The 20768-nt window shown below is 56.8% G+C and carries 14 protein-coding genes and 1 pseudogene; 4 read left to right on the top strand and 11 right to left on the bottom strand.

Features of this window, described 5'->3' with window-relative positions; genetic code table 11:
• Positions 1–93: 93 nt before the first annotated feature.
• Positions 94–1032 carry a hypothetical protein gene (locus tag ACP4CD_RS02150; protein ID WP_064027428.1) on the bottom strand — a complete coding sequence of 313 codons (939 nt, stop codon included), beginning with the start codon at positions 1030–1032 and terminating at the stop codon, positions 94–96.
• 194 nt (positions 1033–1226) lie between these two features.
• Here ACP4CD_RS02150 and ACP4CD_RS02145 point away from each other — a divergent pair, with 194 nt between their 5' ends.
• The 3 genes from ACP4CD_RS02145 (at position 1227) to ACP4CD_RS02135 (ending at position 5708) form a co-directional block, all read left to right on the top strand.
• Complete coding sequence (locus ACP4CD_RS02145) at positions 1227–2405, top strand: GGDEF domain-containing protein (RefSeq protein ID WP_071157921.1); 1179 nt, start codon at positions 1227–1229, stop codon at positions 2403–2405.
• A complete protein-coding gene (locus tag ACP4CD_RS02140; protein ID WP_426993240.1) occupies positions 2402–3907 on the top strand; it encodes a DUF4080 domain-containing protein in 1506 nt (501 codons plus the stop codon). Before ACP4CD_RS02145 ends, ACP4CD_RS02140 begins: the two co-directional genes overlap by 4 nt.
• A gap of 70 nt (positions 3908–3977) precedes the next feature.
• Complete coding sequence (locus ACP4CD_RS02135; RefSeq protein WP_426993239.1) at positions 3978–5708, top strand: NAD-dependent malic enzyme; 1731 nt, start codon at positions 3978–3980, stop codon at positions 5706–5708.
• Between the two features lie 195 nt (positions 5709–5903).
• Here ACP4CD_RS02135 and ACP4CD_RS02130 read toward each other — a convergent pair whose 3' ends face one another.
• The 10 genes and pseudogenes from ACP4CD_RS02130 to ACP4CD_RS02085 all read right to left on the bottom strand — a co-directional run bounded on the left by ACP4CD_RS02130 (position 5904) and on the right by ACP4CD_RS02085 (position 19492).
• A complete protein-coding gene (locus ACP4CD_RS02130) occupies positions 5904–6620 on the bottom strand; it encodes a M48 family metallopeptidase (RefSeq protein WP_426993237.1) in 717 nt (238 codons plus the stop codon).
• Positions 6620–9811 (bottom strand): type I restriction endonuclease subunit R, encoded by a 3192-nt coding sequence (locus ACP4CD_RS02125; protein ID WP_426993236.1) that lies wholly within the window; start codon positions 9809–9811, stop codon positions 6620–6622. The genes ACP4CD_RS02130 and ACP4CD_RS02125 overlap by 1 nt, the downstream gene beginning before the upstream one ends.
• A 99-nt stretch (positions 9812–9910) precedes the next feature.
• Complete coding sequence (locus tag ACP4CD_RS02120; protein WP_071158417.1) at positions 9911–10111, bottom strand: hypothetical protein; 201 nt, start codon at positions 10109–10111, stop codon at positions 9911–9913.
• 36 nt (positions 10112–10147) lie between these two features.
• Positions 10148–10504, bottom strand: coding sequence for a GIY-YIG nuclease family protein (locus ACP4CD_RS02115; RefSeq protein ID WP_426993233.1), 357 nt, complete (start codon positions 10502–10504; stop codon positions 10148–10150).
• Positions 10505–11800: 1296 nt separating this feature from the next.
• Entirely contained in the window at positions 11801–12883 is a 1083-nt protein-coding gene (locus tag ACP4CD_RS02110) for a restriction endonuclease subunit S (protein WP_426993232.1), read from the bottom strand.
• A 161-nt stretch (positions 12884–13044) separates the two neighbouring features.
• Positions 13045–14399: pseudogene (locus tag ACP4CD_RS02105) on the bottom strand (IS1182 family transposase).
• A 443-nt stretch (positions 14400–14842) separates the two neighbouring features.
• Positions 14843–15259 (bottom strand): PIN domain-containing protein, encoded by a 417-nt coding sequence (locus ACP4CD_RS02100; protein WP_426993231.1) that lies wholly within the window; start codon positions 15257–15259, stop codon positions 14843–14845.
• Positions 15249–15467 carry a hypothetical protein gene (locus ACP4CD_RS02095; RefSeq protein ID WP_313729923.1) on the bottom strand — a complete coding sequence of 73 codons (219 nt, stop codon included), beginning with the start codon at positions 15465–15467 and terminating at the stop codon, positions 15249–15251. Before ACP4CD_RS02095 ends, ACP4CD_RS02100 begins: the two co-directional genes overlap by 11 nt.
• Before the next feature lie 169 nt (positions 15468–15636).
• Entirely contained in the window at positions 15637–18054 is a 2418-nt protein-coding gene (locus ACP4CD_RS02090) for an N-6 DNA methylase (protein ID WP_426993229.1), read from the bottom strand.
• Between the two features lie 526 nt (positions 18055–18580).
• Positions 18581–19492, bottom strand: coding sequence for a PIG-L deacetylase family protein (locus ACP4CD_RS02085; RefSeq protein WP_426993228.1), 912 nt, complete (start codon positions 19490–19492; stop codon positions 18581–18583).
• A 378-nt stretch (positions 19493–19870) separates the two neighbouring features.
• Between ACP4CD_RS02085 and ACP4CD_RS02080 the strand changes: the two genes are divergently transcribed.
• On the top strand, positions 19871–20665 hold the full coding sequence (locus tag ACP4CD_RS02080; protein WP_426993226.1) for a zinc-dependent peptidase: 795 nt from the start codon (positions 19871–19873) through the stop codon (positions 20663–20665).
• The last annotated feature ends 103 nt before the right edge of the window (positions 20666–20768 follow it).

Raw genomic sequence — 20768 nt, 5'->3', positions numbered from 1 at the left:
TAATTGAATTTGCAATCTCGTCACCGGCCGGGCCTAACGACTTAGCGGATTATACTTGATGTTCAAAAATTTTCACAACATTAGCCCAACCCGCTATGACTGAGGCTTGGCGCTCAAATTCCTGACGATTTCCTCGAGCGGCACCAGATTGAGCTTGATTCTGAACAGGATTTCCCTATCCTCCAACACGCCGTAACACTCGTAAGTCCGCAGCAGAATATCGGTGTGGTTCAGCGTATTGTCCTTGGATTCGGGCAGTTGCTTGACCAGAATATGCAGCTTGTCGTTGTTCTTCAAACGCTGTACCAAGCAGCGATCGACCGAGATGTCGTGCGAGGTGTACACCATCGGATTCGCCTTGAAATCGTGGTGTTCCAGCTGGGCCTTTTCCAGCAAGGCCCCCGAGGTCAAACAGCAGGGAAACACCTCCGGATAACTGGCGATGTGCGCCAGTTCGTCGAAATACGCCGATTGTTCCGCCAACGATCCCGACAGGAAATTCTTGACGTTACCGTTATGCATCCACTTCCGTTTCAGGAAGAAGTCGGTGCCGGGTACGATGCTGTCGTCCGCCAGCGCATTCAGGTCCGGCAAGCCGCTCAGATCGGTATTGGCCAGGAACAACGGGGTTTTGGTTTCCTTCTTGTAACCCAGCAAGATCGTCTTGCCTTGCGATTTGATCGCCACCCGGTTGGTCAAGGTCAATTCCGGAATCGTCGCGATCAGGGTTTTTTTGATGTCCAGCGTCATTTCCTGCCGAGGCCGCAAGGCGTTGACGAAGGTGATCTGGTAATTACTGAAGCGTAGGCCGCGATCCGCGATGATCTTGTCCTCCTGATGCGCTTCGCGGTACAAGCGCATCTGGTATTCGATCAGGGTATTCAACTGAAAACCCAGCACGATAGGCCCTTTGAACGGGTTATGCGTAATCTGCAGCCACTTATGCTTATCGTGAAACAAATTGAAGTCGTCCGACGCGTTGCGGGCAACTTCAATATGGATTTGTTCGAACTGAAAGGTTTGCTCTGTCATCAAAATAACCGGTTGTTTTAAGCGTAACTAACCGCATTTTAGGCCGAATACGCGCCGATCGCGAACCGAGGCGCTCGCTGCTCAGTTTCCCGACCCAAGCGCGCCAGTAGCGCGACAGGAAAAAATTTTGTAGGCTTGACGGAACGCCGGCCCGCTTTTTAGCCGACCCACGATCAAACCAACCGGGAATCTCAATGAACCTCGATCTGCGCACGATGATGGTGATGATAGCCGTGCTCAGTTTTCTGTTCTCGATACTGCTCGCGGTCGCCAGCCTGCACGCCCGCGGCGTGCAAGGACTCCGGCATTGGGCCTTGGCAAGCTTTTGTATCAGTCTGGGCTCGTCCATCGCCTTGCCCAATCTACACGCCGGCCAGGGCTGGCCCGTGGTCGCCGGCGCGGCATTGCTGGCGGCGGGATCGACGACCCAATTGGCCGGCATTCAAGCCTTCAAGGGAGAACCCTGCCACATTCGCTGGATGATCGCCGTCGTGGTAGCGGTCGGATTTTTCAGTTATTGGTTCAGTCTGGTACACATCAATATTCAATTTCGAGCCATCGCCAATTCGCTGGTGTTCGGGGCGATCAATTTCACCTGCGCCCGCGCCTTGCTGATCAGACTGCCCACGCCCGAACGCACCGCCCACTGGTTGACCGGAGCCTCTTTCGCGGTGCTAAGTCTGATCTACGCCTCTCGAGCGATCGCGATTTACTCGGCGCCGCCGGGTACCTACACCCTGTTCAGCCCGATGCTAATCAACCCGGTCATGTTCTTGGCGGGCAGCGTCATCCAATTGTTTCTGACCTTCGGCTTTATCTTGATGGTCAATTACCGGATGGCTTCCCAACTGGAAAATCTGGCCACTACCGATGCGCTGACCGGCGCGTGGAACCGGCGCAGTCTGGAGTTGGAGTTGCAGCGCATGCTGGCGCGCAGCCAACGCCGTCAGGAGCCGATGTCGGTGGTGATGCTGGACGTCGATCACTTCAAGCTGATTAACGACAGCCACGGCCATCGGGCCGGCGACGAAGTCCTGCGTCAGCTGACGGCTAGAGCACGGCTGGAAATCCGCCGCGACGACTATCTGGCCCGCTACGGCGGCGAGGAATTTTGCCTGCTGCTACCCGGCACCACCGAACTGGATGCCCACCAATTGGCCGAACGTTTGCGCCGCATCCAAGCCGAGCAAACGGTCGATTGGCGCGGAACGCCGATCAACAGCTCGATCAGCATCGGCATCGCCAGTTCCGAACACACCGGCCTTAACGGCGATGCGCTGCTGGAAGCCGCCGACGCCGCGCTATACCGTGCCAAACAAACCGGCCGCAACCGCGCGGAAACATTTTCGCAATTCCGGATCAGCCCGGCATGACCGAGATAGTGCTGTGTACTCTGAACGCTCGCTACATTCATTCGGCCTTCGGTTTGCGCTACCTGTACGCCAATATGGCCGAACTGCGCGAAAGTACCCAAATCGCCGAATTCGGCCTGCAGCAACGGCCGGCGGAAATCGCCGAGCGCTTGCTCGACCGCCGGCCTAGAATTATCGGCTTTGGCGTTTACATCTGGAACGTCGCGGAAATCGGCGCGATACTGGCCATCCTCAAGCAAGTCGCGCCGGACATCACCATCGTGCTAGGTGGGCCGGAAGTCAGCCATCCACCGGATTTGCCGGCTTGCGCCGAACTGGCCGATTACATCGTCACCGGTCCCGGCGAACGGAGTTTTCCGGCACTGTGCCGTCAATTGTTGGCCGGCGTAAGGCCCGAGCCACGCATCGTCGCCGGACCGGCGCCGGCGCTCGCCGAATTGGCCTCACCCTACCCGTACTACAGCGATAGCGATTTGCGCCAACACCTCACTTACGTGGAAGCCTCGCGCGGCTGCCCGTTTAAATGCGAGTTCTGCCTCTCGGCGCTCGACGTCACCGCCAAGCCGTTTCCGCTCGCGGCGTTTTTAAGCGAATTGGACGCGCTATACCAACGCGGCGGCCGCCATTTCAAATTCATCGACCGGACCTTCAACCTGCGTATCGACAACAGCGTGGCAATACTGGAATTTTTTCTGGATCGGCTCGGCGACGGCCTGCAAGTGCATTTCGAAGTCATTCCCGATCACTTGCCGGAACGCCTGCGCGAAGCGATTCGCCGTTTTCCGCCCGGCGTGCTGCAATTCGAAGTCGGCGTGCAAAGCTTCGACCCGGACGTACAACAACGGATCAGCCGCCGCCAGGACAACGCCGCGACCGCCACTAACCTGAGCTGGTTGCGCGAACACACCCACGTCCACATTCACGCCGATCTGATCTTCGGCTTGCCGGGCGACACCCTCGCCAATTTCGGCGCCAGCTTCGACCGCCTCTACGCGCTCGGGCCACAGGAAATTCAGGTCGGCATTTTAAAGCGCCTGCGCGGCGCGCCGATCAACCGTCACGACGACGCCTACCGAATGCGTTACGATCCCAATCCGCCATATCCGGTGCTCGCCACCCGCGATATCGGTTTCAGCGAGATTCAACGCATGCAGCGATTTGCCCGATACTGGGATATGATCGGTAATTCAGGCCGCTTTACGACCAGCCTACCCCTCCTGTGCGGCGATCGGCCGTTCGAACGGTTTTTAGACTTTAGCGACGCGCTGTACGCCGGCGCCGGCAGCACTTGGCAAATCGCGTTGAAACGCCTGTACGAGTTAAGCTATGGCATCATGACCGAGCGCTTGCGGATACCGGCCGCTCCGGCGGCGGCGGCCTTGGCGGCCGACTACCGGCGGAGCGGCGAAAAAGGCCGGCCGGCGTTCGAAGCCGGCGCCTCGCCAGCGCCGGCCAAACGTCCGCAAACCGGCAAACGACAACGCCAAGCAATATGCGATTGACCCATGAAGACCCGGCGCCGCGAATGCCGCGTCGACACCCGACCTCCTCCGACTACGCAAAGGAAACCCGATGACTCCACTGAGCGAATACTTCGATTACCGGCAAGATGCCAACGGCCAAACCTATATCGCCGCGAAAATTCGCGGCATCGCCCTACTCCGGCTGCCGGCCACCAATAAAGGCACCGCTTTCACGATCGAAGAGCGTATCGAGCTGGGCGTGGACGGCTTGTTGCCGCCCCGAGTAACCGATCTTAACCGCCAATTGGACCGCCTCTACGCCAACTATCTGAAACAGCCCAGCGACCTGGCCAAGTACCAATTTCTCCGCGCCACCCAGGAACGTTCCGAAGTCTTGTTTTACGCGCTGTTGGAGCGCCATTTGGAAGAGATGGTCCCCATCGTTTACACGCCGACAATCGGTCAGGCCGTCCAACAATTCAGCTCGATGTACACCACCGCGCGCGGCCTGACGTTTTCGGTGGAAAACATCGACCGGGCCGGAGCCATCCTCGACAACTACCCCTGGCACGACATCCGGATGATGGTGGTGACCGACTCGTCGGCCATTTTGGGCATCGGCGACCAAGGCATGGGCGGTCTGGCGATCTCGATCGGCAAATTGGCGCTGTATACCGCCGGCGGCGGCCTGTGCCCCTTCCAAACGCTGCCGGTCAACCTCGACGTCGGCACCAACCGCGACGATTTGCTGGCCGATCCGTTTTATCTGGGCGTGCCGCAAAAACGCCTGACCGGCCCCGCCTACTTCGAGATCGTCGATAAATTCGTCGCGGCGGTCCAAGCCAAATGGCCCAAAGCCATCATTCAATGGGAAGATTTCGCCAAAAACGTCGCGTTCGACGTGCTGGAGCGCTACCGCGACCGGATTCCGTGCTTCAACGACGACATTCAAGGGACCGGTGCGGTGGCGCTGGCGGGTTTGCTGTCGGCTTGCCGACTGAAAGGCGAAGCCTTGACCGATCAAACCGTCGTGGTGGCCGGCGCCGGCGCCGGCGGTATCGGCGTGGCGGCCGCGATCAAAAGCGGCATGATTCGCGCCGGTCTGACGCCGGACGCCGCGCAAGCCCGGATTTTCGTCATCGACGCGCACGGTCTGGTCGTCAAAGGCCGCACCAGCGATGCCTACAAATCGCCGTTGGCGCAAGATCCGGATATTTACCGCGACTGGGGCGTTGCCGCCGGCCAAGTACCCAGTTTGCAAGAGGTCATCGCCCACGCCAAACCCAGCGTGCTATTGGGTTTATCCGGCGTCGCGGGCCTATTCAGCCGGGAAATCGTTACCGATCTGGCCGGTTTCCATGCGCAGCCGATCATTTTCCCGCTATCCAACCCAACCGACAATTGCGAAGCCAATCCGCAAGATTTGCTGAATTGGAGCGAGGGGCGGGCCATCGTCGCCACAGGCAGTCCGTTTCCCGACGCCAGTTACGGCGGGCGGCAATATCCGGTGGGTCAGGGTAACAACGCCTTCATTTTTCCGGGCTTGGGCCTGGCGGCGACCTTGGCCGAATGCAGCCGCATCAGCGACGAAATGGTCCAGGAAGCCGCCTATGCACTAGCGGACTACACCGCCGAACATTGGCTGGACGCCGGCCTGATCTACCCGCCGGTCGCCGATCTGAAAAAGGTTTGCCAATCGGTCGCCAAACGCGTCTTGGCCCAAGCCCTGCGGGACGGCTCCGCCAGCCGCACCGATTTGAACGACACCGACTTGGCCGCGTATATCGAATCGGCCTCGTGGCGAGCGGAACAGCTGCCCTTCAAATACGAACCGGCTTAAACCCGCTGAGTCGCGCTATTTTCCGTCCAAGCGATGCCATCTCGGCCGAACCGAGAACGGCCCGAGTATTCAACGGACCGCTCTCGGTTGGAACGGAACAAACCAGCGGCATCGGTAGCCGACTGTCTCGTCGGCGCGGCTTATTGCCGATGCCGACCGCCCGACGCCACACCAAAATCGGCGAAACTGCTCGTGCTATTCTCGCCACTGTTCGGCGCTCAACGGCAGCTCGTTCAACTCGGCCCGCGCCTCGCGCCAGGCCGGATAATATTCGTTCAAGATCGCGACAAACCGTTCGTTATGGCTTGGCTCCAACAGATGCACCATTTCGTGTACCAGCACATACTCCAAAAGATGCCTGGGCTTCTTGACCAATTCGGTATTCAAGCGAATATGTCCGGCTTTGGGGTTGCAGCTGCCCCATTTGGTTTTCATCCGCTGCAAAAAATACTGCTTAACCGTTACGCCCAGCTTGGCTTGCCATTTAGCAATCAACGGCGGGATGGCCTGATGCAGCAACACCTTATGCCATTCGTGCAGCAACTCGGCGCGTTTTTCCAGAGACGTATCTGGCGGCAAGTACATGGAAATCCGCCGGTGATCGACATTCACAAACGGCTTGCCGCCGCGTGCCATGATCGTCAGCAAATGCCGTCGCCCCCAAAGATAGTGGGTCTCTCGCTCGACAAACTGCCTGGGCGTCTCTCTGGCCTGATTGCGAAGTTTGGCCTGTTGATCGCGTATCCACCCCAACTTTGAAATCGCGTAAGCCCTGGCCACTTCCAAACGGGTTTCCAGCGGCGCGGCCAAGGTAACGCGGCCTTCCGGCGGATGCACAGACAAATGCACGTTCTTGATCGCCTTTCGAGTCACCTCGATAACAATCTCACCCAGTTCGATGGTTTCAGTCATCAGTAGCCCGGCTGATTCTTGATGATCTCGAATAGTGCCAGCGTAGCATTCGGGTTCTTGTTCAGCATTGGGTACAAGAAATTCTGAACGACACGCTCCTTGGTTTCATCACCTTTCCAGCCCGCCGGCGCTTGCTCCCTCATGGCATGATCAATTTTTAGGGCCAGTTGCGCACGCTCATCGCTATAGTCGGCCTTGGGTTCATGCGCCTGTGGCGTCGGTGAGGCTTCCGGCATCAGGTCTGCCAGATTGTTGTAAACGACGATGGCCTCGTGCTTGCCATGCAAAATCGCCGGAATGCCGGCCTCGGGTTGTTTGGCCGCCAAGCGTTTGACCAACTCTTCGGCCTTGCGCAAAAACGCCTCATAAGCGGCCGTATCCGCTCGGCTTTGCTTAATCAGATCGTCGAGCAGCTTGGACATCCGCGCGTAGAACCTAGGGTCGGTGAGCTGGTCGCGGATAATGGTCTTGCGGACGTTGTTGACGATCCCCTCGGCGATAGCGTTCTTCGACAGCTTGCCTTTCTGGTTCAGTTTCTTGGCAATGGCGTCGTGGATACCGGTCTCGATGATCAGCTCGGTCAGCGACATTTCACCCAGTTCCCCTAATGCCTCCGCCGGGTCGGCCTGGATGTATGTGTTGATGAGGTGGCGCATGTCAGCCTCGTAAGGCTTGATGTCCAGCTCTTCACCCGAGTGTTTCTTGATGGCGGCGCGAATCTCGGCGTAGAACTCCACTGCCTTTTTCAATGCCTCGGCCTCGGCCTCGGAATAACCCGCCTCGATCAGTTCCTGGGCGATGTCGGCGTAGGCACGGGCAAATATCGCTACCGCCTTGTAGAAGGTCACCCGCAATGCTTCGGTTTCGGTTAGCGCCTCGGGATTAGCGGCATCGCCGCAGAAATAATGCAAGTACTGCTCGACTTCACGCGGCGGCAGTACCGGTTCGCACAGGTAGTGCAGTGCTTGACGGGCATCGTCCAGTTGCTTCTTGCCTTCTTCCAGCCAGTTTTTCAGGCGCACGTTGTTATCGCCGCCGTTGCCCTGGTCGATGTCCAGTTCGTCGGAACTGTACACCGCGATGGCTTGTTGCACGTCGCCAAAGAGCTTCTTGAAGTCGACGATGTGGCCGTAGTCCTTGTCGTCGCCATCCAGCCGATTGGTGCGGCAGATCGCCTGGAATAGGTTGTGGTCGCGCAGTTCGTTGTCGAGATAGATGTAGCTGCAGCTGGGTGCATCGAAGCCGGTCAGCAGCTTGCTAACCACGATCAGCAATTTAAGATTGGCCGGCTCGTCGATGAAGCGGCGCTTCATCTCCGTTTCGTATTTCTCGGTCGTCGGAAAATCCTTCAATACCAACTGACTATAGGTATCAAACTTATAGCGTTCATCGCTGTTGGCGGGTTCTTTCGAGATGGCATTGGCATTCGGTTCGTACGAGGTAATGATGCCGCAGTAGGGGCCAAAGTGGGTATTTCCGAACAGCCTGAAATAATGACAGGCATCGTAGATGGAGGCGGCCACCAGAATAGCGGTGCCGCGGTCGTTGTTCAAACGCGGTTTGAGGGCGAAATCGGAGATGATTTCAGCGACCACCTCGCGTTTACGACCCTCGGCGCTCATCAACTCTTCCATCGTCGCCCAGCGTTTACGCAACGCCGCCTTCTGAAAGTTGTTGAGGTTTTGGGTTTTCCGCTCGAACCACTCGTCGATTTTCTTCTGCGAGGTCAGCCGTTCGGGCACGTCGCGGGCCTCGTATTTCAAATCCAACACCACTTTGTCGGTCACCGCCTGATGGAACTTGTAGGTATGGATATAGGTGCCGAACACGTCTCGCGTCATCTGCTTGTCCTTGCGCAGCAGCGGCGTGCCGGTAAAACCGATGAAGATCGCGCTCTCCAGCCAGCGCTTCATCTGCTTGTTCATGTCGCCGCCTTGGGTGCGGTGGCATTCGTCGACGAACACGTAGAATCGGCCGAGTATTCTTGGAAGTCCTCGGTCTTCAAGAACTTCGGTTATTCCGTCATAGAGATCATCTTCACGCTTGCGTTTTTTTCGAGTAGGGAACTTATGTATCAAAGCACACATGACTCTGGGATTGGTTGCAGCCAATTTAGCAACCAATTCGTTCCGTGAAGTAATACGCGGCGACGCCGAGTTTTCGCCAATCACCCCGGCATTGCGCATGACGCCGACAATCTGCTTGTCCAGCTCGTCGCGGTCGGTGACCACCAAAATCCGCGCCTCGGGATCATGCTCCAGCAACCACTTGGCGATCAGCACCATCAAAATGCTCTTGCCGCTACCCTGGGTATGCCAGATGACTCCGCCCTCCCGCTTGGCAACGCGTTCCTGCGCGGCCTTCACGCCGAAAAACTGGTGCTGGCGCGGCACTTTTTTCTGGCCGGCGTCGAAGATGATGAAGTTGCGAAGCAAATCCAGCAGCCGAGCCTTGCCGCACAACTGCGCCAGAGGTCGATCCAGCAATGCGCCGATGGCTGTCGTAGGGGCGGGTTTCAAACCCGCCCCTACCAAACCGTCCCCTTCATCCTTCCACTCCACGAAGAACTGCTCCGGCGTGCCGGTAGTGCCGTAACGCAGCCCTTGCGCATCGCTGCCGGCCAACACCAGTTGCACCGTGCTGAAAAAACCTTGGTTGAAAATAGCTTCCTGATTGGTGATCAGCTGGCGTATGCCATCCGCCACATCCACCGAACTGCGCTTTAACTCGATCACCGCGATGGCGATGCCGTTGATATACAGCACAATGTCCGGCCGCCGCTCAAAGCCGCCTTTCAGCGTCACTTCCTCGGCCAGCGCAAAATCGTTACGCGCCGGATTGTCCCAATCGATCAAATGCACGGTTTCATGGGACACACCGGCGGCAATTTGCACCGGCACGCCGTAACGCAATAACTGATAGGTGCGAAGATTGGCCTGATACAGCGTGATGCCGGTGGTTTCGGCGGCAATCTCCAGTTTCTGCAAGGCAGCGCCGATGTGGGCGGCGGAATAGCCACGTGCCGTCAGGTTGTCGCGCAATAGCTTAGTTTCAATGAGGCGGTTGTTGTCCCGCTTGCTCCAGTCGCCAAGATAGCGGTAGCCCAAGCTATCCGGCCGTGTCGGGTCGGCAAACAAGGCGACGACTCGGTTCTGGGTGTTACGTTCCGAACGGCTGTGTTGTTCCCTCATGAATTAAGCTCCTATTGCCTGTCGGTTTGTGGTTGTAATTTCGCCAGCGTTTTTTCGACAACGGTTATAAAAATCGGACTTGGTATTTTCACCAGCGTTTTAGCCGGCGTTTTCACCCGCACTTTCAGCAACCGACTGCACTGGCAGTAGGCTCGATGCATCATCACCAATCAGCGCCGGTTTGCCGTCTTTCCAGACCACGGCATACTGACCCAGGCGGCGTTTGCGTTCTAACGCTTCACCAACCGCTGCCGTCAGGCAATCCAGAAGTTGTTTTTCTTTGGCGGGAATCGTGTTCATCGTTGGGCCTCGCAAACGCTTAAACTAAAAAATCTATTATGCTGAGGCTAAGTCGCGCCACAAATCCTGCCAGCTCGGATTGGCTTGCTCAATCAGCCGTTTTTTAGCGGCTCGCGACCAATTCTTTAACTGCTTTTCCCGCAATATGGCACTCTCCATCCTGTCCTGCACCTCATACCAAACCAGCAGGTGCGCTCCATAGCGTTTGGTGAAGCCTTCGGCCATATCGGTTTTATGCTGGTAAACACGCCCAATCAAATTCGAAGTCACGCCAATGTAAAGCGTCCCGTTTCGTTGACTGGCCATTATATAAACACAGGGTTGTTTATCCATTTTTGCATGATTTTCAGTTTGACCTGCTGACTTTAATCCCGCCAAAAACAGCGCCGACAAACTTTAACGCAAATACCGCAATAATTGCAGCGTCACCCCGGCAGGGATTGCCGGGGTCTAGAAGCCACGGAGGGTTTTGGCGTTTACCTCCCTGTAATCTGGGTTCCGGCAATCCCTGCCGGAACGACGGGTGGCGTGGTCATAGCGGCCTGGTCTGGCCGGTCAACAGTTCCTGCATCATGCCCTGTTTGAGGGCGCGGGTTTTGTCGCGGCGGGCAGACGGCTGCGTTAAACTTCAGTACCGTAAAGTGGCTCGCGGCGCCGTCACCCCGGCAGGGATTGCCGGGGTCCAGAAGCCACGGAGGGTTTTGGCGTTTTACCTCCCTGTAATCTGGGTTCCGGCAATCCCTGCCGGAACGACGGGTAGCGCGGTCATAGCAGCCTGGTCTGGCCGGTCAACAGTTCCTGCATCATGCCCTGTTTGAGGGCGCGGGTTTTGTCGCGGCGGGCAGACGGCTGCGTTAAACTTCAGTACCGTAAAGTGGCTCGCGGCGGCGTCACCCCGGCAGGGATTGCCGGGGTCCGGAAGCCACGGAGGGTTTTGGCGTTTACCTCCCTGTAATCTGGGTTCCGGCAATCCCTGCCGGAACGACGGGTGGCGTGGTCATAGCAACCTCGTCTTGCCGGTCAGCAGTTCTTGCATCATGCCCTGTTTGAGGGCGCGGGTTTTGTCGCGGCGGGCTAAGCACCGGTATACTCAAATGCCGGTAAGTGGCAATTTACACCGTCACCCCGGCAGGGAATGCCGGGGTCCAGAGCCCATGGAGGGTTTTGGCGTTTACCTCCCTGTAATCTGGGTTCCGGCAATCCCTGCCGGAACGACGGGTGGCGTGGTCATAGCAGCCTCGTCCTGCCGGTCAGCAATTCCTGCATCATGCCCTGTTTGAGGGCGCGGGTTTTGTCAAGGCGGGCGGACGGCTGCGTTAAACTTCAGTACCGTAAAGTGGCTCGCGGCGCCGTCACCCCGGCAGGGATTGCCGGGGTCCAGAAGCCATGGCGGGTTTTGGCGTTTACCTCCCTGTAATCTGGGTTCCGGCAATCCCTGCCGGAACGACGGGTGGCGTGGTCATAGCGGCCTGGTCTGGCCGGTCAACAGTTCCTGCATCATGCCCTGTTTGAGGGCGCGGGTTTTTTCGCGGCGGGCTAAGCACCGGTATACTCAAATGCCGGTAAGTGGCAATTTACACCGTCACCCCGGCAGGGATTGCCGGGGTCCAGAAGCCACGGAGGGTTTTGGCGTTTACCTCCCTGTAATCTGGGTTCCGGCAATCCCTGCCGGAACGACGGGTGGCGTGGTCATAGCAGCCTCGTCTTGCCGGTCAGCAATTCCTGCATCATGCCCTGTTTCAAGGCGCGGGTTTTGTCGCGGCGGGCTTGCAGTGCGGCGATTTCGGCGTCCATGTCGGAGAGGACGGTGGCGATGGCGGCTTGTTCTTTATAATCAGGTGAGAAAATTGGAAAGTCACTTACCTGCTGTAAAGATAAATTCGCTTGAGCACCTTGAACGCTTATACCCTCGACATGTTGTTTTATTTCAGAAAAAAGCAATACAAAAAAAGTGAAGAGCAAATTCAAATCCGAATTCGGTTTAAGTCTAACAATTGCCAATGCTTGGTTTGTGTTTGCCGGTAGAACGCACGAAGGTACTATACAAACACGACCCAGAGCGCCAGCGATTGAAAATAATAAATCACCAGCTTTTAACCTAGAACGACTAAGCAGCTTATCGGTTTCCTCATCGATAAAGTCGAGTTTGTCTTGGATGATTATGCCGTTTGCGCTTATAGCCTCGATCTTAATAAAAGTTACACCTGAATTCGTAAATTCTTTACCCAAAGATGAAGGGGTTGTTCCTTTGGTAACCAATTCTGCCTGATCACCTAAACGTTTAAACTCCCACTCTCCACTAAACCCCGGCAAGCGGGTTTGGCCGGTGAGGAGTTGTTGCATGGCGGCCTGTTTGAGGTCGCGTTTCTTGGCGATCAGCCGCTCCAACCCGTCCAGCAGCGCATCCACATCGCTCAACGCTTCGGCGATGGCGCGTTGTTCTGGTAAAGGTGGAAATGCCACTTCGATCTTTTGGACAGTTGGCAAACTCATACCGGCTTTTGCACCTGTGTCAGTCGAAGCGCGAAAGAGCCGTTGTGGCTTTTCCGATGCCAAGAAATAGCTGACAAACTTGCCGCATGTTTTCGCCTGATCGAAACGGACGAGAGCAATATGCTGGTTAATGTAAGCCGGTATCGGAACCCTAGGATCGACATAACTAATAATGCCAATGTCAGCGGTGATCGAAATCAAAACATCATGCTCTTGAAGCTGAGTGCGAATACCTTCGCTTGATTCTACTGGAAGATTAACGAACTTCGGATTTTCCAAGTCTAGGAGCCTGTCGGACTTAACTTACCGGCACTTCTGTTGTCATCCAGCTCAGCGAAGACGGCGGTCGAAGGAAGGATTTGCCACTGGTTAGGCGAGCGTTTTGGCGTTGGATTCCGATAACGCCAATCGAGCCTTTTGCTGGCCAATCGTTTCGACCATTAGACGACCCTCGCCAAGATATGCATCCGTTTCAAGTTGAAGGCCATGGCCACCAGTTTCCACTCACCGGTGACCGCATCCAGACCGCGTAAGGAGAATTGGCGAAAGCCGAGTACCTGTTTGATGATCCCGAACACGGGTTCCACCGTGCATTTGCGCTTGGCATAACGGGCTTTGCCTTCGCGGGTTTTCAAGTACCAAGCCATCTTTTCCAGCGGATCGTCGCCAGTCGGTTCCGGCGCATCCGGGGCTAAACGTTCCGCCAACGGCCGATGATGACTGTCACGGCCCATGGCGATTAAAGGTTCGATCCGGTTTCGTTCGCAAGCCTGGACGTTGGCGGCACTGAAGTAGCCGGTGTCCGCCAGTAGGGCTTCGGCTTGGCCCAAGGCGTCGGGCAGTTTTTTCAGTTCGGCCAGCATCGGCTCAACTTGTTGTTTGTCGTTGGTCTGCTGCGTGACCGTGGTGGCCACGATCAGCATCGTATCGACATCGACGGCGGCCTGACTGTTGTAGCCTTGCACAAAGCCTTCGTGACTCGGCAGGATGCGCGATTCCTCGTCGGTCAGGTTGATTTGATCGTCGGGCTTGGGGCCGGCTACCGGCGCCTTGGGTTCCGGGCCTCGCGGCTTTTGGCCAGCTTGCCGCTGGGCTTCCCGGCGGGACACCTTGTCCTCGTATGCCTGTTCGGCTTGCGCGTCGCGCGGTTTGGCCCGCTCGGCGATCTTGGCTTTCGCTTCACGCAAGGCTTTCAGCCGGTCTTCCCGCCGCGCCAATTCGTCCGGCAGATCAAGGCCGTCCCGGTCGTCCACCGCGTCGGTTTCGTCGGCCTTTTGCAGTAAGGCCTGAACTTCGTCTCGTAGCTGTGCTTCGAGCTTTTCGATATGGCTGTGGGACAAGGCCTTGTGCTTGGAGGCATTCGCTTTGAGCTTGGTGCCGTCCAACGCGATTTGCCCCAGCTTCACCAACTTCATCGCTTGCGCCAGACTCAGCACTTGGACGAACAGGTCTTCCAACTCGACCAGGAACGTCTTGCGGAAGTGAGCCAGGGTATCGTGATCGGGATGGGTATCACCAGACAAGAAACGAAACGCCACCGAATCGTAGGTGGCTCGTTCGATCTTCCGGCTGGAAAACACGCCGGTGGCGTACCCATAGACCAGCAGTGCCAATAATATCGCCGGATGGTGCGCCGCCGAACCCCGACCTTGATAGCGGCTCGTCAACCGGCTTAAATCCAACTGCTCGATGACTTCGACGACAAAACGCGCCAAGTGATCCTCCGGCAACCATTCGTCCACCGAGGGGGTAATAGATAGATTTGATGGCGGTTGACAGGAATGAATCGACTCATCAAGGGCTCTCCCGGTTGCTGGTTCTTTCTATACCACCTATTTTATCTAACCAAGTTACCGAATGGACTATTGGCTTTTAAGTCCGACAGGCTCCTAGGTAGATGGAATCACGCGACATATTCGTGATACGTACGAAGAGCGAACCTCGGTCTGAATAGAATGCGGCCCACCCACGAGAACCACTCGTCACAAATGGCTTCAAATCGCTAAGGGACTTTGCATCCCAATCCTCCGGGATAACCCCCACCTCCGTCATCTTGTACCCCGGCCTAAGCAAAGCCGCCTTACCAGCCTGCAAGCGATAAGCCGCGCTGGCCTCGTTGACCGCCTCGGCATGGTTTGTTGGTTGACTACTCATGGGTTTGCATTTTCCACGGCATCGGCGAACCGTTGAACATTGGACAGACGGTTGATTTCCATGCCATACGTTCCATTCTTCCGGTTACTGGAGGTTCACGAAAGGATTAATGACGGTCAAGCGGTCTTCGATCACCTGACCGTGTTGCAGGTCTTCGGAATAAAGCTGTCGACAATCGGCTTCCAAGGCGCTGGCGACAATCAAGCTATCCCAATAGGAAAAACCATATTTCAGTTTGAGCCGATGGGCGAAACGTATCGTGGTGACTTGGATGGTCTGGATAGCTGCAATCGAAATGATGACCTCGATATTGTCTTGAATCAGCCTGTCGTTGACTTTCTTTTTCAGCATCACGCTGTAGTACTCATTGAGCACTTGGGTACTGCCTACCAATGCCGGCAAGGTCTCGATCAATTCCAAGGCAATAGCGCATTTTTCATGACTGTGCTGAAAATGCGCATACACCCAGATGTTGGTATCGATAAAGCTGTTAACGCGCATACAAATCGTCTCTGGCGAGCAGTTCGATATCCTCGACTGCGAAGCGATGGGCGTAGGCTGTTCTGCGCTCTGCGGCTTGCTGGCTGCCGGCGTCGCTATCTTTAAGCACGATGATGGTGAATTTTTCGCCGGTGGCAATGGGCAGGTCGGCTAATGAAACACCATGTGAGCTATCCATCACCAGTTCTTTTGTTAATACGACTTGCATGGCATTGTCCTCGATAAGGTTTTCAATTTTGGCTTGAATACGTCTTGGTCGGTGATTTGGCGTGCGTAGCGAGCACAAACCAAAGTGTGCTGGATTTTGAGGCATTCGACCGGATATGACCAACGCAATTGGTCGGACAGTGTCTGACTTATTGTGCCGTTGGGAGGATTCATTTCCATGTGATGCCCATCCTGGTGAGATGTCGCTCGACTTTGCTCGCCAGTTTGCTTACCTCGTCTTCCAACTGCGGCAGTGGCGCGGCATAGCGTTCGGCCAGTTGGCGGATGCGACGGGTCAGCGTCTGCGAAACCCGGTCCAGTTCGCCCTGTACGGCGGTGGACAGATGCGCCATCCACTTGTCGTCGATCACCAGCGTTTTGATTTCGGCTTCGCTCAACGTCGGGTATTTTTCATAAGTCTTTTGGTCGAGCGCGGCTTCGGCTTCCCTGATTTGTTTTTTCAACACGCCGATCTGGTTGCCAAATTCCAGCCATTGTTTCAACACTTTTAACTCTTCGGCACCATCCGAATCCTTACCAATTTCCTTGATCCGGTCTTTAACGGCGGCGACATTGATGTTGTCGTATCCGGAAAAGATGGCGTCTTCGCCGCCGTGTTCTTCTTCCAGCTCGGCTAGGCTGGCGGTGGCGGCTTCCAGTTCCGCCTGTTTGGCCTCGATGGCGGCCTGTTCGTCGGCAAAATAGCGGGCGACGATATACGGCTTGGGAATCAAGTCGCAGACCCAGCCCTTGTCTCTGCTTTTGCCTTTCTTGTCGGTTTCGATGATGCGGGTCGGTTGGGCGACCCAGCCGTCGGCGGAGATCAGGTAGCAATCGTCCTGCATGGTTTCGGCCCAGTAGTCCATCAGGCGCTGGTAGATGTCGTAGGCATCCAGCAGCGGCGCAGGCTTGAAGGTATTCAACAAGTCTTCGGCGATGGTTTCGATCAATGCTTTGGGATGGCCGTCTTTGCCAAAGCCGGTGAGCAATGGCGTGGTGGCGTCTCGCCAGCCTTGAAAGCGTTCAGTCGCTTGGGCGTTGAAGGCGGTGAATTCGGCATGGCCGAAGATGGCGGGTTTGACCTCAGCCAGCGGCAGCGTCAGTTGCGCATAACCGGGGCGCAGCACGGCGAACAAGCTGGCGCGCACACCGGGCAACACTTGCCAGTAATCGGCTAGTGCATCCAGGTCGCGTTCGGGGATGCCGCCATTGAGGTGACCATCGATGTCCTGAATGTCTTCCGGCTCAGTGCTGTCGATGTAGCGAGGCAGATTCAGGTTGAAGTCGTTTTTCGGATCGGCGATTTCGTCGAGCGGCACCATCCGGGCATAGCGCGGTACGTTGGCTTGCTTGCCGAAGGTGTCGACGATTTTGTGGATGTCCTGCTCGCGCAGGCGGTTCTTGTTGCCGTCCTTGATATAGCCCTTGCTGGCGTCGATCATGAACACGCCTTTGCGGGCGGTGGCGTTTTCTTTATCGATGACCAAAATGCAGGCCGGGATGCCGGTGCCGTAAAACAGGTTGGCCGGCAGACCGATGATGCCTTTCAAATAACCCGAGCGCACTAACTGTTGGCGGATCACCGCTTCGGCATTGCCGCGAAACAATACGCCGTGCGGCAGAATGCAGGCGGCTTTGCCATTGGCTTTCAGGCTGCGGATGATGTGCAGCAAATAGGCGTAGTCGCCTTGTTTGGCCGGCGGCTCGCCCCAAACAAAGCGCTGGTAAGCATCGTCGCCCGGCGTCAGGCCGGTGCTCCAGGTCTTGTCGGAAAACGGCGGATTGGCTACCACGTAATCGTAAGTGCGCAGGTTTTCGCCATCCTTGAACTTGGGCGCGGCCAGCGTGTTACCTGAGAGGATGGTGGCGGTCGGGAAGTCGTGCAGGATCATGTTCATCCGCGCCAAACCGGCAGTGGTGACGTCTTTTTCCTGGCCTTCGAGGGTAATATGTTTGCCGGCTTCGGCGGCGACTTTTAGCAGCAAGGAGCCGGAGCCGCAAGTCGGGTCGTAAGCCATCGTCGAGCCTTTGGCGTTTTCCGGCGAGATGCCGATCACTTTGGCGATGACCCGGCTGACTTCCGACGGCGTATAAAACTGGCCTTTGCTCTTGCCGCTTTCGGTGGCGAAGTGGCGCATCAGGTACTCATAGGCGTCGCCGAGAATGTCGTCGTGTTCGGCGCGGTTTTTGGAGAAATCCAGCTCGGGCTTTTGGAAGATGCCGATCAGGTTGGAGAGCTTCTCCACCATGTCATTGCCTTCGCCGAGTTTGTTGGGATCGTTGAAATCGGGAAAGTCGCTTTTCGACAAGCGGGCATTAGCATTGACCAAGGGGCCGATGATCTGGGTGTTGATCTTGTCGCCGATGTCGGATTTGCCTTTGAGGGCGATCATGTCCTTGAAGCTGGCGCCGGGAGGAATCACCACCGGCGGCGCGAAGTCGTCGCTGTCGGCGTATTTGTCGGTGATGTATTTGATGAACAGCATGAACAGCACGTAGTCCTTGTACTGACTGGCGTCCATGCCGCCGCGCAATTGGTCGCACGAGGCCCACAGCGAGGAATAAAGATCGGATTTTTTAATAGCCATGAATCGGTGATGGTGTGGCGTGTTTAGTCTTGGTTATTGGGGTTAGTCGATTGGCTGGGAACGGCGATGCCGTATTAGCCGCAAAAGCCGTGAATCAGCACTTCTACCCTGTTAGCCAGAAAGCGATGCTCGCGTTCGGCGGCCAGGCGCAGCGCTGGTTTTAACGCCGAATCGATGCGAAACGTCGGCTTGGCGGCTTTGGTAGCCGGCCGGTCTGTTGCCCATCCGGATTACGGTACTGGGAACGTACCGCGATGTAAAGGAAAGCCGGCGACTATCCAAGTCCAGCGGGCCTAGCGAAGCGTGGAAGTTTAGCCTCCAGGCGAATGTCCGGCCGAAAATCGAGAGCGATCGGCGGCGGCGGCCGCGAACATCGCGCCGTTCGAAGCTATGCACTGCCACGGCAAGCCGTTCGAGTGGATGACTCTATCGGCTGAACGCGACAAGCCCTGAAGATGAAGGCAAAGGACCGCTGCCGCGCCAAATTGCTCGGATCGGCGCGGCGTCACGCCAATCCGAGCGCGAACTAGATTTTTCGCCGAGTCAGCGGGTGACTATCGAAGGCTTTGCGGACATGGCGCCAATGTTCAACGACATTTTCTATCCGTTGGGTATCGCCGGTTTGCAGCTGGGTGAAACACTCGCTGCTGCGCACAAAGGACGCCAGGAAGTCGCCCATGATCAATTGCTGAGTTTGATATTCCGCCATGGCTTGACGCTTGGTCGCCACTTCGGCGGGCATCAAATTCAGACACACCCGGTGATGTCCGCGCAGCGGTAAATCGTCGGGCAGTTGCATGGGTTGCCCGCTCCAGTCCTGAGCGATCCCCCAATTCGAGCCGGTCGGCCATCCGGGGCGCCAATGGATCAAGTAGGCCAGCATTTTCGGATGAATGTTTTGCGAGGGTTCGCGCGCCAGCCAATCGCGCACGGCCAACAACGTGAACATCCCCAGACCGGCGTGATCCGAGTCGTTTTCCATCACATCCGGGAAGGCTATCATGGTCGGACGGGTCTCGCGCAAGATCGCCACCAATTCGCTGAGTAAGTCCTGGCCGTCTTGCGCGTAGCCTCTATCGACCGCTTCGCTGTAAGGCACATGGTCGAAGCCGGTGAAGTCCGAGCGCATCGGCTGGTTGCGCCGCCAATGCGACACCAGTGCCGAGTAGATGCTGCCGTCCGAGAAGCCCAACAAGTCCAGATGCAGAAAACCCTTGCCCAACACTTGGGCCGCGCGCCGCGATTCGTCCAGGCGACGTTCGCCGAACGCCAGAAAATCGGCCGCGGACGGCTTGCGCTTGCCGGTTTGCTGAACCACGGCATCGACGTAGGCATCGCCCGATGTCACGACGACGCTACGGACACTGCCGCCGTTGGCGAATACTCGTTGCGCCAGACCGGCGGCGCTCAAGCTTTCATCGTCGGGATGCGGCGCCAATATGAGCAGGCGCTCCCCCTACCCACGTCCAGCGCTTGCTCCGGCGTGGCGGCGGCCGGTAATGCCACCGCAACGGAAAGCCAAAAAAACATAAGATGCCAAACACGATCAGACTGCCGCATACGCTGCTCCTGCTTCCAAAATAGACCCGGTTGAAATGTGTCCGCTCGGCCCGTCAACACGGACCGGGCTATAATCCGCCTCGACTGGAGACCAGCGAAGACCGTGCCAAACCATGCCGGCACCGCGACCGGCTGCAATTGTGGCCGACTAAATCCGGTTTGCAACCGACCCGGTTGAAATATCCGCCAGATTGGTTGCTATCAACCATTCGGGACGAACCCGCTATTCGGCCATCACCACCACCGCGACGACCTGATGAGAAACCGATTCAAACGCGCCTATCGACGTTATCGGCTACGCGGCCACGCCATTCCCTTCCAAACCTGGACCCAAGCCACCGCTGAGTTACCTTTACTGCAAGGACTGACGCCAATCGAACTGGCCCGCTTACGGGTGATGAGCTCGTTGTTTCTCCGCGAAAAAAACCTGGTCGGCGTGGATATTGATCTAAATACCAACATGCGCATCGTCATCGCGGCACAGTGCTGCCTGCCGGTTTTGTATTTGGGCTTGGCTCTGCTGTACGGCTGGTTGGATGTCGTGGTTTATCCCGACGCCTTCGTCGTGGCGCATGAAGACGTCGACGACGCCGGCGTCGTACATCAAGAACAGCGAATTCTGACCGGGGAAGCTTGGTCGGCGGGACCGCTGATATTGTCCTGGCAAGAAATCCTGGAAGACATCGAATATCCGGAATCCGGACAAAACGTAATCGTTCACGAGATCGCCCACAAGCTGGATATGCGCAATGGCGTCGGCAACGGTATGCCGCCGCTGCACGCCGATATGTCGGTGACCGAGTGGACGACCGCGTTATCCGCTGCCTTCCGCCAATTGCGCCAGTATCCCGAGTTGCCGATTTCGAGCTGGATCGATCCTTACGCGGCCACCGATCCAGCAGAATGCTTCGCGGTGTTTAGTGAAGCGTTCTTCTGCACGCCTGCGATTCTGTTGGAACATTGTCCGGCGGTGTTTCGGCAATTGAGCCTCTATTACCGCCAACAGCCGCATCGGCGTCGCGATCGACAGCTAAACATCGACCATCGTTAAGCCCCCGACCGGAAGCGCGTTGCAGGCTCATCCGAAACCGATGGAAATCCATTCGACCGCGCAAAAAAGAAGGCGCGGATAACCGCGCCTTCCGTTACAACAG

Origin of the sequence: Methylomonas stagni (assembly GCF_050154735.1) — a bacterium.
Classification (GTDB): domain Bacteria; phylum Pseudomonadota; class Gammaproteobacteria; order Methylococcales; family Methylomonadaceae; genus Methylomonas; species Methylomonas koyamae_A.
The sequence above is the reverse complement of the archived record's forward strand: the minus strand, read 5'-3'. Positions and strand labels throughout refer to the sequence as shown.

What these genes read in the sequence shown, in the direction of transcription:
- ACP4CD_RS02140 (WP_426993240.1), top strand. Translation starts at nt 2,402, where the DNA reads ATGACCGAGATAGTGCTGTGTACTCTGAACGCTCGCTACATTCATTCG.
- ACP4CD_RS02080 (WP_426993226.1), top strand. Translation starts at nt 19,871, where the DNA reads ATGAGAAACCGATTCAAACGCGCCTATCGACGTTATCGGCTACGCGGC.
- ACP4CD_RS02120 (WP_071158417.1), bottom strand. Translation starts at nt 10,111, where the DNA reads ATGAACACGATTCCCGCCAAAGAAAAACAACTTCTGGATTGCCTGACG.
- ACP4CD_RS02100 (WP_426993231.1), bottom strand. Translation starts at nt 15,259, where the DNA reads ATGCGCGTTAACAGCTTTATCGATACCAACATCTGGGTGTATGCGCAT.
- ACP4CD_RS02135 (WP_426993239.1), top strand. Translation starts at nt 3,978, where the DNA reads ATGACTCCACTGAGCGAATACTTCGATTACCGGCAAGATGCCAACGGC.
- ACP4CD_RS02125 (WP_426993236.1), bottom strand. Translation starts at nt 9,811, where the DNA reads ATGAGGGAACAACACAGCCGTTCGGAACGTAACACCCAGAACCGAGTC.
- ACP4CD_RS02095 (WP_313729923.1), bottom strand. Translation starts at nt 15,467, where the DNA reads ATGCAAGTCGTATTAACAAAAGAACTGGTGATGGATAGCTCACATGGT.
- ACP4CD_RS02145 (WP_071157921.1), top strand. Translation starts at nt 1,227, where the DNA reads ATGAACCTCGATCTGCGCACGATGATGGTGATGATAGCCGTGCTCAGT.
- ACP4CD_RS02130 (WP_426993237.1), bottom strand. Translation starts at nt 6,620, where the DNA reads ATGACTGAAACCATCGAACTGGGTGAGATTGTTATCGAGGTGACTCGA.
- ACP4CD_RS02150 (WP_064027428.1), bottom strand. Translation starts at nt 1,032, where the DNA reads ATGACAGAGCAAACCTTTCAGTTCGAACAAATCCATATTGAAGTTGCC.
- ACP4CD_RS02090 (WP_426993229.1), bottom strand. Translation starts at nt 18,054, where the DNA reads ATGGCTATTAAAAAATCCGATCTTTATTCCTCGCTGTGGGCCTCGTGC.